This window comes from Devosia ginsengisoli (assembly GCF_024707105.1).
GTDB lineage: Bacteria > Pseudomonadota > Alphaproteobacteria > Rhizobiales > Devosiaceae > Devosia > Devosia ginsengisoli_A.
Map to the genome: position 1 here is coordinate 1,058,015 of NZ_JANQAJ010000006.1, position 16,039 is coordinate 1,074,053.

Genomic DNA, 16,039 nt, shown 5'->3' on the forward strand with positions numbered 1-16,039 from the left:
TCTTATCTACCGAGCATCACGCCGCGAGTAGCTGTTGCTGCCTTTTTGGTAGGACGACTAATTGCCCGCTGACAGGTTCGTCTGTGTCGTTCCATCTGGCCGACAACTCGCCGTCCAACGCCTTGATTGCCCGAGCGACAGCTTTGGGATTCAACCCGGCCCCGTGCCATCCCGCTTTTGCAAAATATGTCCCCGTACCCGCCATCGCATCCAGGTCACCCATCGAAAGACGCAAATCAAAGCATCTTTCCCGTATCTGATCGATCACGAGATAGCCGGTAGGCACAAAGGAGGGTCGTGGTCGTGTGAACCCAAAATATCCGGCCATGCTGCGGATGTAGCGGAGGCTTCGATCCGGGAACGTCCCTTGCACTTCGGCCAACGTACCATGTCGATAAACCTTGCGCAGACGCGAGACCTGTTCGCCAGTCCAATGCTGGCGTTTCGGCGCCAGTCCCAATTGTTGAGCCTTGGCCCGCACCGAAGAATAGGACCGCTTGCCACCAAGCGCTCGGATCGCTGCCTGATAGTCGGGGTGCAGTCGTCGAAGCGTGTCCAGCTCCGCATCACTCCAGAGCGGCGAGCCATTCGGCGTGCATCCATGGCGCCTCATTCGCGCGCGTGCTCGATCGCCAGATGCCACTCCTGCTGCAAGAAAGGCTATTCGGTTCATGGTTTCCTCCTGGATTGCCCACGAACCCATTCTGAAAATCGCAACGAAGAGCCTGGCAAGCCGGGATTCCAGACTTTGCGCGCTACACTCGAAGTTAGCCACCGAATGCTGCAATCTGGCCTTCAAATGATTTCGCCGTGCCCCAGCATCAAGCCGCGCCGTCCCCCTTGCCTACCGCATGATCGACGGCCTGCTGGACGAGAAATGGTGATAGCCAGCACCAGCCAGATTACATTCCCAATTGATCCAGCAACCCTCCTAGCGGGTCATTTCCGCTCTCTTCCGTATCGGGCGCAACCGGCGGCGCAATGAGATCGATCAATTGCTCGGTCTGGGTCGGTGGCGGGGGTAGTGTTGTCGGCGCAACGGCCGGTCCACGCGGATCCGGCCTGGGAAGGGACACGGCCGGGGATGGCGCCTGAACCGGGTCGGCCGGCGCAGTTTCCGCTCCCGGCTGCTGCTGCCCAAACACGCCTCCGATCAGCTCGTTCAAGAGGGACTCGCTAGAGGGTTGCCCGTCTGCGCCTACCGGGGCCTGACCGCCGGCAAATTGCCCGATAAGGTCCGTCACGGCGCCCCCTGCCATTGTGCTCGGATCCCCATTGAGCACACCGTCCAGCCCGCCCAGCGCATTGGCCGCCCCTTCGGCTAATCCGCCGACACCATTGCCAAGCTGGGATATGGACGCCAGCGCGCGGCCGGGATCGGCAAGAAGCGCCGACAAGTCGGGGTAGATGGCCGGACCGGACAGCGGGCCTTTCACCAGAATCGGCATGCCGAGCCCGGACACGTCGAAATCGCTGCCCTGTCCATCCAGCGAGGCGACCACGCGGGGGTCGAGACGCATATCGATGGCTTGGGCCGCTATGTCGAAACTACCCGAGCCGGTCATGCGCACGAAGGGGCCGAGCAGGCGGATATCGCTTACCGTGCCAACCCCGTCCTGGATATCTGCCGCCACCGAGAATTCGGTGAATTCAGTCTTGGCCTCGTTGTTGGCGCTATAGCCGGCGACGAGCAGAGACTGCACATTGCGCACCAGCCCCGCCACGTCGATGCCACGCAGGGCGCCATCGTTGAAGACCAGCGCCACCGGGCCGCGCAGCGAGCGCGCAAAAGCCTGACTATCGGCACCGGCGCCGGACACTTCTATATTGGCCTTGAGCGTGCCCTCAATGTTCTGGAAACCTGCGGCCGCCGTCAGCAGCGGCAGCGCCTGCACGCCCTCCATGCCCGCAGTAAGCGCGACGGCCGGAACTGTACCACTGCCATTGGCCGTTACGCTGGCGCTGAGTGTCCCATCGTAGAAGCCCGCCTGGGGCACGCTCAATGCAGCCACGCCGTCCGAAACCGAAAGGCTGGCCGTGGCTGGGCCGGCTTTGACGGCACCATAGCTGAGCTGGTTGGCTTGAAGCCGTATATCGGCATCGAACAGGCGCAGCACGGAGAGGTCAATTGCCGCTGGCCCCGAACTGCTCCCGGTCGCGCTCTCCTGGCCGCTGCCAGTCAACGTGCCGAAATCCAGCGCATCGACCGCCAAGGTTGCAGTGACCTTCGGCTTGCCGGACGTTGTTGCGGCCAACGAACCGCGCACCTGTATGTCGTCAAGGCTGATGCTGGCTTCACTGAGGGCCACCTGACCGCTATCGACGGCGATACCACCGGAAAAGGCGAACCGGCCCAGTTGTGCGCCCAGATTCTGGCCCATCCAATTGGCGGCTTGGGTCAGCGACGGGGCAGCAATATCGGCCTTGCCGGATATCGTGCCGTCCAGGTTGAGCGTGCCGGCAAAGCCGGCATTGACCGGCGCAGTCTTGAGATCCAGCGCCACCTGGCCGGGCTGTCCCCAGAGCAGGTCAGCCAGCGCCAGCGAGGTGGAAAAGCTCAGAGGCTCGCCATTCCAATGCGCGGTGCCCGACAGCGACAAAGGCTGGCGGACGTCTTCGATCCTGAGGCTCGCTTCGAGCGACTCGACCACACCAGCGCCGGGGCGCACCATGGTTTCCAACTGGGGAATATTCACCCGTCCGCCCGCAATGGATACCTCACCGCGCAGGTTGAGCGAATTGCGGATCGCCTCACCGTCCAGACCGCGAAAGGCATATTGCAGTTGCGAAGAGATTTTGCCGCTCGCCGGCGCCTGCTGGCCCGCCAGTGCCACGAGACTGGCAATGTCGATGGACGACATATTGAGCGAGCCGCTGGATTGGGGATCCTCGGCATTGACGTCCATGGCGATGCTGGCCGCCAGGCTGCCTCCCGCTATCGCAGCCGACTGCACCACGGATACGAGCTTGCCGGCCTGCAATTGCACGCTAATGGTCACGTCCTGGGCAAGGGCGTCTCCCGCCCTCAGGGAGGCCGCATGCAGCTCGATATCGGCATCTAGGGTGCGTAGCGCGGACAGGTCCGCGCCGCCCGCCGCAGCATTGGCCGGCCCTGCCGCATTCTCATCCGAAGCGGCTGCTGCCGGCTGGAAGTCGGAATAGTCGAGGGCATCGGCATCGATCCGCGCCATGACGAAAGGACGGTCTGCCGGCGTGTAGCTGATATCGAGCTGCATCTTCTGCCCGTTGCTGGCAATCTCACCACCGCTGATGCGGTAACTGCCATCGTCGGCCAGTTGAATATTGCCCGACGCGCTTACCTCGGCCAGCATGGGATGCAATGGTCGTTCCGCCTGCGCGGATAGGGAAAATTCCGTTGGCTGACGCGCCAGCAGGTTTCCCAGCGAACCGATATTGGCGTCCAGCGCCATCTTCCCGTCGCGCGTCACCCCGGACATGCTCACGGCCACGGGCCGATCGAGACCGGGAGCGGACAGACGAAGCTCTATAGCACTGGCCATGGGCTCTGTGATTTCTCCTGTCCGGCGCGCGATTTCACCATCGCTCACCACGACGCTGCTGAATGACAAGCGTTCGAGATAGAAGGCAATGGTCTTGAAAATATCGGCATCATCGTCGGGCTCGGTCGCCGACGGCGCTGCCGAAGCGTCCGTCACCGTATCGTCCAGCACGATGCGCGGGCTCTTAAGCTCGATACCGCTGACGCGCACCTGGCCCGACAGTAACGGCAGGAGTTCCACCGACGCGACGGAGCGCGCCGCCGCGACGGCAACAGCGCCATCACCTGTCTTCAACACCATATCTTCAGCGACAATGCCAAATTCAGGAAGGACCGAAAAATGGATCGTGCCATTGAGCGCGATTTCGGCGCCCGAGACCTCGGAGAGCTGGCTGGCGAGCGCCGTTCTCAGGCCACCGGAATTGACCGCAAAGGGCAACAGGAACGCCAGTCCAATGAGTGCAAGCGCCACAATCGCTACGGCTAAAGCAGCTTTTTTCACGCCGGAGCCTCCTGAAGTTCAGGCTGGAGATAAGCCCCATCGGTCCCCCATCCGACGGCCCATCGAATCACAATGAGCCTTCAGCACTACCGCAAACACCGTTGGAACTCGTTAACCATGCCCACGAGCTTCAAAATTCGTGTGCCTTGCTACGATGTGTGAATAATGGGGTGTGCGCTCGATATACCCGGGCGCGCGTACCGGCCGTCCAGCCGGTGGAGCATTGCCCATGAAGCCCGTGGCATACTCTGTTCCTGATGTGCTCAAGATGATCGGCATCAGCCGAACCACGTTCTACCAGCTGGTGAAATCCGGCGAGATCAAGGTTCGCAAGGTCGGGACGCGTAGCATCGTGCTTTCGAAAGACCTCGAAGCCTGGGTGCAGCAGCTTCCGGTCCTGCATGATTTCGGTGATGGCCAATGACCGAGTACCAGCCGTCCCCTCGGGTCGTTCGGAAGCGCAAGGACGTTGACCGGCAGCAGGTTCGCCGCAACCGTATGAAGGCCACCGGCACTCCCACCACGCATGTGCTGGACCGGGCATTGGTCGAAGGCCTCATGTACCAGATCGACCTTCAGCGCGTTCGTGGCGTGGACGTGAAGGAAATGCAGATTTCGGCGCAGCGGGTGCTGGCCTACGCTACGTCCATTTTGACTGCAGGGACTAACGGCAGCGACCACTACAATGTTGAATCGGTGGCCGCGGTGATCCGGAAGCGTATTGGCCAACCTGGCGCAAGCAAGTTCCGCCTGGCCCTTATTCCGAAAGAGCAGCGGCGGGCGGCGGCCTTGATGTCCATCGAATATGCTGAGGATGTCGAGGCCTAGGCGGCACTGTTGGAATCGTCGATTTGTTCGAGTGTGCCGCTTTTCGATGTCGTCGGTCACCACTGCGGTAATGTCACCGAGGTATGATCCAGGCTTTGCGCCCGCAATTCCTGGATGCCAAAGTTCCGTGCGGCGTATGACACGCTGCCCTAAGGGCCGCACACAGGTCTAGATTTTTGCCGGCCTCCCGGTCACAACTACCCAGTGACTGCTTGAGGATGCCATGACGCTGAATGAGCCGCCCCAGACGGAGAATGCCGAGCAAGCGGCCCCTAAACTGCAAGACATGGCAGCAGGCTTGACCAAAGTCGTATCTCGAATGTCCCTCAGCGATTTCCTTGCGGCCTGTTCAATGGGACAAAGCTTTGGCCTTCAGCCAACTTTTATTCGTGATGTGCTGCCGGCCGACACTACCGTTGCGTGGTCCGCACTCAATGACCACCAAATTTATATCGTAGTTCAGAATCTTGCAGCCATCTGCGAGCGGCTTGCCTCCGAGATTGAGCGGCGAACTATCGCCATAATGGTGGCCGCCGCTACATCGATGCAGATGGAAGGCGGAGGGTCAAGCAAGCCCCGCGGTGCTCAGGCGACCGCAGCACAACCTGCCCCACAATCCGAGAGGGCCTCTACTCGCGCAAGGCCCACAAAAAAGTATGTGAGCGATATCGGGCTCTATCTTGATGATTTTGAGCGCTGTAGGGAACGAAATTCGGGCAAGGAACGGTGGCAGAACGTAGTCTGCTATTTGTTCTTACTAGCCGCATTAGCTACCGCGCTGCAGAAGCTAATTCCATTTGCGCCGGCTCCACCCCCTTCGTTCCGACACCACCAAAGGGGCGGCTCAAAGCCGTCTCAAACACTTCGAATGCAGATAACAATCCAAACAAAACACTTAGTGCCTAACTCCTTCTGGATGGAGCCGCGATATCAGACGCACAGAATGTAGCTTGGGATGAGTAGGATGTGGGACGCACTCGAGATTAGCTCGCCCCTAGGCATTCAAGCGCGTCCATCCAAACTATAAAGTGGGGACAGAAGTGGGGATGGTCGCTTCGTCGCGACAATTATTGTGACAAAAGAATGGTTTAATAAATCGGAATGGTGGAGCTGAGCGGGATCGAACCGCTGACCTCGTCATTGCGAACGACGCGCTCTCCCAACTGAGCTACAGCCCCGTTCCGACGGATGCTGATATGAACAATAATCAGGGCGAGGGCAAGGGGGGTAAGTGCGCCTTGTTCGCGCTTTTCTAGGCCAGCCCCTGCGCCACCAGCGTTTCGGCCGTCGCCAGGATGGCGTCCGGCGCAGGGATCAGTTCGCGGCCCAGCAGGGCCACGGCGCCGCGCGAATCGAGCTGCTTGGCCAGGCCCAGCTCGCCCAGATTGCCGCGTATGTCGCGATCGAACAGGCCATAGAGCCGCACGGCCCAGTCGGGCATCTGCAGGCGCGGCACGCGCCTGTCGGGATAGCGCGCCGCCACCAGGTCAGCCACCTCTTTGAAGAACAGGGTGCGCTCGCCCATGGGGAAACGCTGGCCGCCGGCCTCGGGCGCCGTCATGGCGGCCACATGGGCCGCGGCCACGTCGCGCACGTCGATAATGGTGATGGGAATGCGCGGCAGGGCCGGCACCGAACCATTGAGCAGGCGCTGGATCAGGATGGGCGAGGTGCCGGGATCCTCGTCGAGCAGCGGCCCGAAAATGCCGCTCGGGTTGATCACGGCCAGGGCGTCGTGGCGGCCGGCGGCGTCCATGATTTCCCAGGCGCGGCGCTCGGCCAGGGTCTTGGATTCCTGGTAGAAATTGACGCCGCGACCATCGAGGTCGGTCCAGTCCCGGGCGGTGAAGGGCGCGGTCCGGCTCTTGTCGTGGCCATAGGCGATGGCCGCCATGGACGAGGTCAGCACGATCCGTTCGGCGCCTGCCGCATTGGCGGCGTCGAGCGCCCGCGTGGTGCCCTCCACGGCCGGGCCGATCAGTGCCATCTTGTCGGCGGGGATTTCGAGCACGAAGGGCGAGGCGGTGTGCTGCACATAGCGGCATCCTTCGGCCGCTTCGCGCCAGCCGGCATCGTCCATCAGGTCCAGTGCCACGAATTCGAGCTTCGACGTGTCGGCGCCGGCCCTGCCCAGCGTGTCGCGCACCTTGTCGGCCCGCTTGAGGTTGCGCAGGCTGCCCCGGACGGTGTAGCCAGCATTGAGCAGTTGGAGGGCGACATGGCCGCCGAGAAAGCCGGATATGCCGGTCAGAAGGACGCGGTCGGTCATCGAATTCTCCCTTACAAACTGAACGATAGATATGCTAATCGTTCAATTTGTTCAAAGTGTGGAGTCGCGAATTTGAGTCAGGCGGCCAGTGACAAGGTGGCGGAAAGGCGGCGGCGCATCCTCGATGCGGCGCGCCTGCTGATGCTGCGCGACGGGCTGCGCGGCACGACGATGGAAGCCATCGCCCGCGAAGCGCGCATCGCCAAGCCGACGCTCTACGCCCAGTTCGCCGACAAGGAAGCGGTGTTTGCCGGCATTCTCGACGAATTGACCGAGGCGCTGGTCTCCGGCTTCGATGCGGGCATGGCCGGGAAGGGCAATGTGGCCCAGCGGATCGGTGCGGCCATGGCCGGCAAATATGGCGCCATCGCCCAGGCCATCGAAGGCTCCCCCTTTGCCGAGGAGCTCTATGCCACCCATAGCCGCGTCTCGACCCATTTCCGCGCGCTCGATGCCCGCATGAACGAGGAAATCGTCGCTGCCCTCAAGGCAGCCGGCGTGGCCGAGCCCAGCGAGCTCAACCGCCTGATCCAGGCCGCCAGCTACGGGGTTGCCCGCAAGATGATCGACGAAGCCACGGTGCGGGCGGCGATCCCCGTGCTGGTAGAGCGGTTGATCGGGCCGGAACTGGCATAAGCCGGTTGTGTGCCTAGCGCTGAACTCCCAAGGGAGTGGTTACTTTGGATGTATGGGCGTTTTCCCCTTCTCCCCTTGTGGGAGAAGGTGCCCGAAGGGCGGATGAGGGGGCACCGCGCTATCCGCCGGCATTGAAGCATAGGGTGGCGCAGCCCCTCACCCGGAAATCCGCTGGACGCGGATTTCCCCCTCTCCCACAAGGGGAGAGGGTTGGCCGACCTTAGGGTGCACGGGGTGGGCGCGGCGAGAAAGAAGCCTAAACCGTCGCCCAGCCCCCGGTCTTCTCGCTTTCGAACACCGCATCGATCACCCGCATCGAGGCAATCGCATCCTCGATGCCCCAGGGCAGCTTCTTCTCGCCCAGCACGGCCAGCGCAAAGGCCTCGGCCTGTTCGGTATATTGATCCACTGCCGGCAGGATTTCCCGCCGGGCCAGCGAGCCGTCGAAGGGCGCGCCGGTATCGACCGTGATGGCGGTGCGCTCATTGGGCGGGGCGTTGAACGGGATGATGACTTCCAGCTTGGCCTTGCTGCCCAGCACCAGCACGCGCTGATGCGGGGTGGCCTGGGTCGAGCAGGTGAAATTGAGCTGCCGACCATTGCCGAAATCGGCGATGACGCTGGCAAGGCGATCGGTGCCGAAGCGCTCGTCGCGCTCCACCAGTGACACTACGCGCTTGGGCTCGGCCTCGAACAGGAAGCGCGCGGCGGTGATGGGGTAGCAGCCGATATCCATGATGCCGCCGCCGCCGATATCGGCCTGGTTGCGCACATTATTGGGGTCGGCATTGAAATAGGTGAAGGCGGCATTGATGGCCCGCACCTCGCCCAACTCGCCCGAGCGGATGATCTCGCGGGCCCTGATCCATTGCGGGTGGAAACGCACCATGAAGGCCTCGAGCACGATGGCTTCGGGCGGGCACTGGCGCAGCGCTTCTGCATCGGCCGCGTTGAGCGCGATGGGCTTTTCGCACAGCACATGCTTGCCGGCCTTGGCTGCCGCCACGGTCATCGGCACATGCAGGTGGTTGGGCAGGGGATTGTAGATGGCGTCGATATCGGGGTCGGCGAACAGCGCCTCATAGGAGCCATAGGACTTGGCAATGCCGAGCTTGTCGGCGGCGGCGCGCGCCTTGCCCAGATCGCGCGAGGCGATGGCCAACACCTCGGAATGTTCCGAGGCCATGATGCCCGGCGTCACCTTCTGCATGCCGATATTGGCGGTGGACAGAATTCCCCAGCGGACCTTTTTGCTGCTCATGACGCACTCCTTTTCGTTGCGCAGAGCTTTAGCGGCGGGGCGAGGAATTGGCTAGTATGGAAGGGTAGGATGTCATGCCCACGCGCCGTGCCCCCTTCTCCCCTCGTGGGAGAAGGTGCCCGAAGGGCGGATGAGGGGGCACCGCGCGATCCGTCAGCATTGAAGCATAGGATGACGCTGCACCCCTCACCCGCAATTTCCTCTGAACGAGTAAATTGCCCCCTCTCCCACAAGGGGCGAGGGGTGGCTCCACTCCAAGGCGTCAACAGGAAACCACAACAAGCCTTCAATGATCCTCATGCGCGTCAGCCACGCCCAGCCGCCAATAGCCGGCGGCCTTGATATATTGCGGGTCGAAGCCGCGCTCATCCTGCAGATGCGCCCGCACTGCCTGCGACATACCGACTTCGCCGGCAATGTAGGCATAGGCAACACCCTCGGGGAAGCGCAGCCCCTTGATGGCATCGAGCACCAGGCTCGTCGTGCCGGCCGCAGCGCCGTTGCGGTGGACGTAAGTCAGCGTCAGGTTGGCCGCGGTTCCAAAGCGCTGTTCCTCGGCGGCGTCCGCCACTTCGATCACCGCGATCACTTTGCTGCCTTCGGGCAGTTCCTCGATGCGGCGGCCGAGGGCGGGCAGGGCGGTTTCGTCGCCGGCCAGCAGATACCAGTCATAGGCAGCGGGCACGACGACCGAGCCGCGCGGCCCGCCGATCACCAGCTTGCTGCCGACCTTGGCTTCGGCGGCCCAGCTCGAGGCGGGGCCGTCGCCATGCAGCACGAAGTCGAGGTCGATCCAGCCCTGGTCCGCGTCCCAGGCACGCGGGGTATAATCGCGCATTTCAGGCCGCTCGCCTTCGGCGAATTCGGCGCCGCGCGGACCGATGGGCACCAGTTTGGGTTCGACGCCTTTGGGGAAGAAGAAGGCCTTGATATGGTCGGCATGGCCGGGCGAGGCGAAGCCCGCCAGGTCGCCGCTGAAGCGGACGCGGCGCATTTTCGGGGTAATATCGGTGATATTTACCGCTTCGAGCAGGCGCATGCGCGTGTCGTGGCGGATGCGTTGCGGGGCGCGCGGATCGATGGAGTCGGACATGCTGATAAATTCCTGAATGTACTAGTCAGGAATTAGTCCGGCAGGCCGCGAAAATCAACCAGTCGAATCCGTCGATGCTAACAGTGTGTTAACCAATTCGGCCCTGATGCTACTGGGTAAGACCCAGCATCCGATCCTGCGCCTGGCGCAGCGCGAAGAGCCGGGTGGAGGTGTCCGGCTGGCTGTTGGCTGATGTCAGCAACTCGCCCTTTTTCACCGGCGCCGTCACCTTGCCGCCCTCCAGCAGCCCCACGGGAACGGCCCCGGCGGCGCGGCTGTCGGATATGGTCATGGTGTAGCTGCGGTAGCAGGTTTCTCCAATGGCATCAAAGGTTTCGCCGGGCGTGAGGTCGCGCTTGGCCACCGCGCAGACCTCGGCCACCGGGTTTGGCAGCGGCACCATATCGGGCTTGCCATAGAGCATGATGCGGGCGCAGGTCAGCGGCACTTCGAGGCTGGTGAGGTGGTAGGGCCGGAAGAAACTGTAATACGGCCCATGCCCGATATGCAGGTCATCCATCCGCTCGATGATGCGCGGATGCTCCGCCTTGACGATCACGAAGACACCCGGTGCCACGCCCTTGCCGATGGTGAAATCGACGACGCCGGATTTGTTGAGAATCCCGCCGTCTTCCTTTGAAATCAATACCTTGGCCATGTCGTCGCGGTCGGCCTTTGGCCCATGCATGCCCGGTACGTCGGGCACCAGCCCGGTGGCATTGGCAATGGCGCACATCTCGACCATGGTCTTGGAGCCATCGACGAATTCCACCAGCATGCGGGGGTTCATGTTGCGGCGGGTGGCCTCTTCCCGATAGTCGTCGGGCACGGCGTCGTGGCGCAGTGGATTGTTCTTGCCCTTGCCGGCGGCGACGATGGGCAGGCCCAAAGTGCTCACGAATTCAATGAGTTCCATGCAGGAGCTGGGCTCGTCCCCGGCGCCGACGGAATAGACCACGCCCAGCCTGTCGGCCTGCGCCTTGAGGTAAGGCCCGATGGTCACATCGGCCTCGACATTCATCATCACCAGATGCTTGCCATGTTCCATGGCGAGCAGGTCGTAATCCGCCGCGACCCCCGGCTTGCCGGTGGCGTCGATGACGACGTCGATATTGTCAGTCGTGACAAGGGTTTCGGCCGAGGTGATGGCGATCTTGCCGGCCTCGATGGCAGCCAGAGCCTGGGCTGGGCTGTCGGCGACCTTGCCTTTGGAATCCTCGCCATAGGCGATGGTCATGGCCTCGAGCGCGGTATGGGGCCGGCGGGTGGCAATGGCCGCCATCTCGATGCCGGCCATCAGGCTCATCTGGGTCACGAGGTCGGTGCCCATCTCGCCCGAGCCGATGACGCCGACACGGATCGGCTTGCCGGTTTCGGCGCGGGCGGCAAGGTCGCGGGCGAGGCCGGTCAGGGCGATATTGGCGGTCATGGTAGGTCCAGATATGAAGTGGCGTGCTTGGGTTACCCCCCTCCCATTGCCCGCGGCAAGGGAAAAGGCACCGCAGGCCGCAGAACGGGCCGCGAGCGGCCTTCGCAGCCGCCCGATCGGCATCAAGGTTAGCACTTCTTAAACCGTTCCCATGGAAACTGCTCATTGGAGAGAACTCCGGGGGCATCACTCGCCATGGTCAGCAAGGCCAAGAAATCCGTCGCTTTGCCAGCGGTCATCGACCTTGATGCGCTGGACGGCATTCGCGACGGCCTGATCGATGCGATCGAGGAGGGGCCGGTCACGGTCACGGCCGATGCCGTCGAACGGGTATCGACCAATGCGCTGTTCATGCTCATCAGCGCCGCCGAGACCGCCCGGAGAAACCATTTTGACTTCGCTATCGAGCAGCCGAGCGCCGCATTGACGGCCGCTATAGCGCGACTGGGGCTGGACGCCCAGTTTTCAGGGATGATGAGAGGATGACGACTTTGCGGGTTCTCACGGTGGACGATTCGAGGACGATCCTCGCCATGCTGCACCACACGCTCAGCAATGCCGGGTTCGAGGTGCTGCAGGCCGAAGACGGCAAGCAGGGGCTCGATGTCCTCAAGACCGAAACGGTCGACGTGGTCATCACCGATATCAACATGCCCGTCATGGACGGCATCGAGTTCATCAAGAATGTGCGGGCCACCGGCATTCACCAGAGCCTGCCCATCCTGATCCTCACCACCGAAACCAGCCAGGACAAGCGCGACCAGGGCAAGGCGGCCGGTGGCACCGGCTGGATCGTCAAGCCCTTCGATCCCGAAAAGCTCATCTCGGTCATCCACCGCGTGGTTCACTAAGCAGTCATAAGAACCCAGAAGGGTTGGGCGTTCGCATGAGCGATCTGGACGATTTCAAAGCCACCTATTTCGATGAATGCTCCGAGCTGCTGACCGAGCTCGAGGAGCAATTCGCCGCGATCGAAGCCGGTGAGCGCGATGCCGACCGCCTCAACGCGGTGTTCCGCGCCATCCATTCGATCAAGGGCGGCGCCGGTGCCTTCGGTTTTTCGGCGCTGGTGGGCTTTGCCCATGCCTATGAAACGCTGCTCGACTATGTGCGCGATGGCCGCATCGAGATGAGCGATGACGTGGTGGCGCTGTGCATCCGCGCCAATGATATTGTGGCCGACCACGTCAAGGCGGCCCAGACCGGCGAGGCCCTGCCCGCCGATTACGGCATGGACGAGAAGGGGCGCTTCGATGCGCTGGCGCGCGGCGATGCCGCCCCCGGTGACGAAGACGGCGAACCGCTCGATGAATTCGACATCGACTTCACTCCGGTCATGGTCAATCTCGATGCGCCCGAGGCGCCTGCTGTCGCGGCAGAAGGGGAAGCGCTGGCCGATGACGCCTTCGAGGCCGCGCCGATGCAGATCGAGCCGGGCCATTGGGAAGTGCGCTTCACGCCGCACCGGGCGCTCTATGCCCGCGCCAACGATCCGCTGCTGCTGTTCCGCGAACTGGCGGCCCTGGGCGAGATGCATGTGCGCCCCGTGCTGGAAGAGATTCCGCCGCTGAGCGATTTCGAGCCCTTTGCGGTCTATTGCTCCTGGGAGATCACCATGATTTCCCCCTCGCTGACCGAAGCGATGATCCGCGAGGTCTTCGAATTCGTCGAGGGCGATTGCGATATTGCGGTGGCGCAGCTTGGCAGCGATGCGACTACGTTCGAGGTGTCACCTGCGCCTGTGCCCGTGATGCCCGAGCCGGCACCGGCGGCGAGCGATGAGCCTGATCCGGCCGACCTTCTGGCGCTGGCCGACGATGAAGTGGCCAGCCTGCTCGATTTCACCGCCGATGCCGATGTTGCGGCCGAAACCCAGTTTGCCCCCGAACCGGAACCCGCGCCCGTCTCCGCACAGGACAGTTTCGAAGAGCCGCCGACGCTCAGCTTTGCCGAACTGGCCGAGACCATCCAGCCCAGCCCCGTCGCCAAGCCGCCGGCGCCTGTTGCTGCGGTGACCCCGCTGCGCGCTGCGGCGCCCTCCGGCGAGGGCGAAGAAAGCGGCGGCAATCGCAGCGTGGGCGTGCAGTCGATCCGCGTCGATCTCGACAAGGTGGACCGCGTGGTCAACATGGTGGGCGAACTGGTCATCACCCAGTCCATGCTGACCCAGCAGATGGATGAGACGCTGCGGGCCCGCTATACCGAGCTGGTGCGCGGCCTCGAAGTGCTGGCGCAGACGACGCGCGGGTTGCAGGATTCGGTGATGGCGATCCGCGCCCAGCCGGTCAAATCGGTGTTTTTCGCGCATGCCGCGCCTGGTGCGCGAGCTGGCGAGCAAGACCGGCAAGAAGATCAAGCTCGAGACCATCGGCGAGAATACCGAAATCGACAAGACGGTGATCGAGCAGCTCAGCGATCCCCTGACGCATATGATCCGCAACTCGGCCGATCACGGCATCGAGACCCCGGAAAAGCGCCTCGGGCGCGGCAAGCAGGAGACGGGCACGATCCGGCTTTCGGCCGAGCAGGCGGGCGGCAATATCCTCATCATCGTCGAGGACGATGGCGGCGGCATCAACCGGGAGAAGGTGCTGCAACTGGCGCGCGACAAGGGTGTGGTTGCGCCGGATGTGAATCCCACTGACGAGCAGATCGATCAACTGATCTTTGCGCCTGGCTTCTCGACGGCCGAGGCGCTGAGCGACATTTCCGGCCGCGGCGTCGGCATGGATGTGGTACTCTCCAACATCAAGAAGATCGGCGGCTCGGTGCATGTGCCGCTCATGGACGGGCAAGGGTTGCCGGATGACGCTGCGCCTGCCGCTGACGCTGGCCGTGCTCGACGTCATGCTGGTGAAGGTCGGCGCGGCGCCCTTATGTGGTGCCGCTCTCCTCGATCGTCGAAACCATCCAGTGCTCGCGCGCCAGCTTCGAGCGGGTGCCATCGGGCGGCCAGGTGCTGCAGGTGCGCGGCGAGTATGTGCAGGTCATCGATCTGGCCAGCCGCTTCGAAATGACACACCGACGCCGAGCGCGAAAACCGGTTCGTGGTGCTGTGCGAAGCCGAGGGCGGGGTCAAGGTAGCGGTGATCGTCGACGACATCATCGGCCAGCAGCAGGTGGTGATCAAATCGCTGGAAGAGAACTTCCAGTCGATGGAGGGCATTGCCGGCGGCACGATCCTGGGCGACGGCAATGTGGCGCTGATCGTCGACGTGCAGGGGCTCAAATCACAGGTTCTCAAGCACAAGAGTGCAGCCTGAGGGGTGCGGAACAGCGTAGCGCCGGCCAGGACCGGCCGGCAGGAAAGGCAGAACAGCATGGAAGCGCTCGGCTTTGCGTGACGACGGGGGTGGCGCGGTGTTGCCGGGCACAACAGCCTGCAGCTGATCGCGTTCTCGATCGGCGAGCAGACCTATGGCGTGGAGATCACCACGGTGCGTGAAATCCGCGCCTGGAACGGGGCGACGCCGCTGCCGAATACGCGCGAGTTCGTGCGCGGCGTGATCAACCTGCGCGGCACCATCGTGCCGATCTTCGATCTGCGCGCCCGCTTCGGCGAAGGCCAGACCTCGCCGACCAAGAACCACGTCGTGGTGGTGATGAGCGTGGGCGAAAAGTGGGTGGGCATTCTCGTCGACGCCGTGAGCGACATTCTCACCGTGTCCAAGGAAGACATCCACAACGTGCCCGAGGGCAACTCGATCGATACCGAGCTGCTCAACGGCATCGTCACCCATGACAGCCGCATGGTCGGCCTGATCGACCTGCATGCCGTGGTCTCGGGCGCGAGCTCCAAGCTCGACGCTTAGTCGGCTTAGGCGAGAAGGCCCCTCACCCGCCGCTACGCGGCGACCTCTCCCCCATAGGGAGAGGTGCCGATGGGGCACGATTTCGCCACCAACACCACCTCTCCCTTGGGGGAGAGGTCGGCCCGAAGGGCCGGGTGAGGGGGCCTTTCCCCGGCACGGTGTTTTCTACTTTGCCGCCGGCACGGCCGCCCGGGGCTTCGTTGCCTTCTTGGGCTTGGCTTCGGCGACCTTGGCCGGCTTGGCCTTGGCCTTCACCTTTTCCTTGGTCGCCTTGGTGGCTTTCACGGCCGGCGGGGCGGCGTTGGCGGTCTTGCCCTTGGTCGCCTTGGCCACGCCGTTGCTGGTCGCTTCTATGAAGGCCTTGGTGGCCTCGGCGTGGGCGCGGCTCCAGTAGTGATCGTGGCCGCCGTCGGGACGGCCATCGGCTTCCCACATGAAATAGGCGCGGTCGCGAATGGCTTCTTCGCTGAGCAGCGAGGCAGCGTCGGTCGACTTGGATTTGGCGGGCATCGTCGTTCCCTCGTGAGCCGGGGGGCGCCGGGATGGCGCACCACCCTGTTGCAGACGTGAGGACAGGCTAGCAGTCCGGCGCGCCGCCGCGAAGGCCCTCCATCGCAGACGAGTCATGAACTTGCGTGGAGGGGAGGTTCCGCCGCGAGCCGTAGCCGACTAAACTCGCGCGCCGAACA

The 16,039-nt window shown here is 63.1% G+C and carries 15 protein-coding genes, 1 tRNA gene and 2 pseudogenes; 10 read left to right on the forward strand and 8 right to left on the reverse strand.

The features are described from left to right. Positions 1–16: 16 nt before the first annotated feature. Positions 17–673, reverse strand: a complete 657-nt coding sequence (locus tag NVV79_RS09090) for a hypothetical protein (protein WP_303988225.1) — start codon at positions 671–673, stop codon at positions 17–19. 229 nt (positions 674–902) lie between these two features. Then, entirely contained in the window at positions 903–4,022 is a 3,120-nt protein-coding gene (locus tag NVV79_RS09095) for an AsmA family protein (protein WP_303988227.1), read from the reverse strand. Positions 4,023–4,251: 229 nt separating this feature from the next. Here NVV79_RS09095 and NVV79_RS09100 point away from each other — a divergent pair, with 229 nt between their 5' ends. The 3 genes from NVV79_RS09100 (at position 4,252) to NVV79_RS09110 (ending at position 5,799) form a co-directional block, all read left to right on the forward strand. Further along, positions 4,252–4,446, forward strand: coding sequence for an AlpA family transcriptional regulator (locus NVV79_RS09100; protein ID WP_303988229.1), 195 nt, complete (start codon positions 4,252–4,254; stop codon positions 4,444–4,446). After that, positions 4,443–4,850 (forward strand): hypothetical protein, encoded by a 408-nt coding sequence (locus tag NVV79_RS09105; RefSeq protein ID WP_303988231.1) that lies wholly within the window; start codon positions 4,443–4,445, stop codon positions 4,848–4,850. Before NVV79_RS09100 ends, NVV79_RS09105 begins: the two co-directional genes overlap by 4 nt. 223 nt (positions 4,851–5,073) lie before the next feature. Beyond that, a complete protein-coding gene (locus NVV79_RS09110; RefSeq protein ID WP_303988233.1) occupies positions 5,074–5,799 on the forward strand; it encodes a hypothetical protein in 726 nt (241 codons plus the stop codon). Between the two features lie 153 nt (positions 5,800–5,952). Here the strand turns inward: NVV79_RS09110 and NVV79_RS09115 are convergent. Together NVV79_RS09115 and NVV79_RS09120 are read right to left on the reverse strand one after the other, a co-directional pair. Further along, positions 5,953–6,028, reverse strand: a tRNA-Ala gene (locus NVV79_RS09115). Between the two features lie 74 nt (positions 6,029–6,102). Then, on the reverse strand, positions 6,103–7,119 hold the full coding sequence (locus tag NVV79_RS09120) for an NAD-dependent epimerase/dehydratase family protein (protein WP_303988236.1): 1,017 nt from the start codon (positions 7,117–7,119) through the stop codon (positions 6,103–6,105). Positions 7,120–7,191: 72 nt separating this feature from the next. On the opposite strand from NVV79_RS09120, the gene NVV79_RS09125 reads away from it, so the two are divergent. Next, on the forward strand, positions 7,192–7,755 hold the full coding sequence (locus NVV79_RS09125) for a TetR/AcrR family transcriptional regulator (RefSeq protein ID WP_303988237.1): 564 nt from the start codon (positions 7,192–7,194) through the stop codon (positions 7,753–7,755). 256 nt (positions 7,756–8,011) lie between these two features. Here the strand turns inward: NVV79_RS09125 and NVV79_RS09130 are convergent, their stop codons facing one another. The 3 genes from NVV79_RS09130 to NVV79_RS09140 form a co-directional block, all read right to left on the reverse strand. Next, positions 8,012–9,016: a Gfo/Idh/MocA family protein gene (locus NVV79_RS09130; RefSeq protein WP_303988239.1), complete on the reverse strand. Its 1,005-nt coding sequence runs from the start codon at positions 9,014–9,016 to the stop codon at positions 8,012–8,014. A 286-nt stretch (positions 9,017–9,302) separates the two neighbouring features. Beyond that, a complete protein-coding gene (locus NVV79_RS09135) occupies positions 9,303–10,109 on the reverse strand; it encodes a siderophore-interacting protein (RefSeq protein ID WP_303988241.1) in 807 nt (268 codons plus the stop codon). Between the two features lie 109 nt (positions 10,110–10,218). Next, positions 10,219–11,538 (reverse strand): NAD(P)H-dependent oxidoreductase, encoded by a 1,320-nt coding sequence (locus tag NVV79_RS09140; protein WP_303988242.1) that lies wholly within the window; start codon positions 11,536–11,538, stop codon positions 10,219–10,221. Between the two features lie 195 nt (positions 11,539–11,733). Here NVV79_RS09140 and NVV79_RS09145 point away from each other — a divergent pair, with 195 nt between their 5' ends. The 6 genes and pseudogenes from NVV79_RS09145 (at position 11,734) to NVV79_RS09165 (ending at position 15,350) form a co-directional block, all read left to right on the forward strand. Then, on the forward strand, positions 11,734–12,024 hold the full coding sequence (locus NVV79_RS09145; protein ID WP_303988243.1) for an STAS domain-containing protein: 291 nt from the start codon (positions 11,734–11,736) through the stop codon (positions 12,022–12,024). Then, the gene (locus NVV79_RS09150; protein ID WP_303988245.1) at positions 12,021–12,389 is read left to right on the forward strand and encodes a response regulator; all 369 of its coding nucleotides are present in this window, start codon (positions 12,021–12,023) and stop codon (positions 12,387–12,389) included. The genes NVV79_RS09145 and NVV79_RS09150 overlap by 4 nt, the downstream gene beginning before the upstream one ends. A 35-nt stretch (positions 12,390–12,424) precedes the next feature. Beyond that, positions 12,425–13,798, forward strand: a pseudogene (locus NVV79_RS09155) (Hpt domain-containing protein); the annotation flags it as partial. A 169-nt stretch (positions 13,799–13,967) separates the two neighbouring features. Then, complete coding sequence (locus NVV79_RS22585) at positions 13,968–14,555, forward strand: ATP-binding protein (protein ID WP_369684710.1); 588 nt, start codon at positions 13,968–13,970, stop codon at positions 14,553–14,555. Beyond that, positions 14,447–14,801 (forward strand): annotated as a pseudogene (locus NVV79_RS22590) (chemotaxis protein CheW). Before NVV79_RS22585 ends, NVV79_RS22590 begins: the two are co-directional and overlap by 109 nt. Positions 14,802–14,927: 126 nt before the next feature. Then, positions 14,928–15,350: a chemotaxis protein CheW gene (locus tag NVV79_RS09165; protein WP_303988379.1), complete on the forward strand. Its 423-nt coding sequence runs from the start codon at positions 14,928–14,930 to the stop codon at positions 15,348–15,350. A gap of 165 nt (positions 15,351–15,515) precedes the next feature. Here NVV79_RS09165 and NVV79_RS09170 read toward each other — a convergent pair whose 3' ends face one another. Further along, on the reverse strand, positions 15,516–15,860 hold the full coding sequence (locus NVV79_RS09170) for a DUF2934 domain-containing protein (protein ID WP_303988249.1): 345 nt from the start codon (positions 15,858–15,860) through the stop codon (positions 15,516–15,518). Positions 15,861–16,039: the final 179 nt, after the last annotated feature.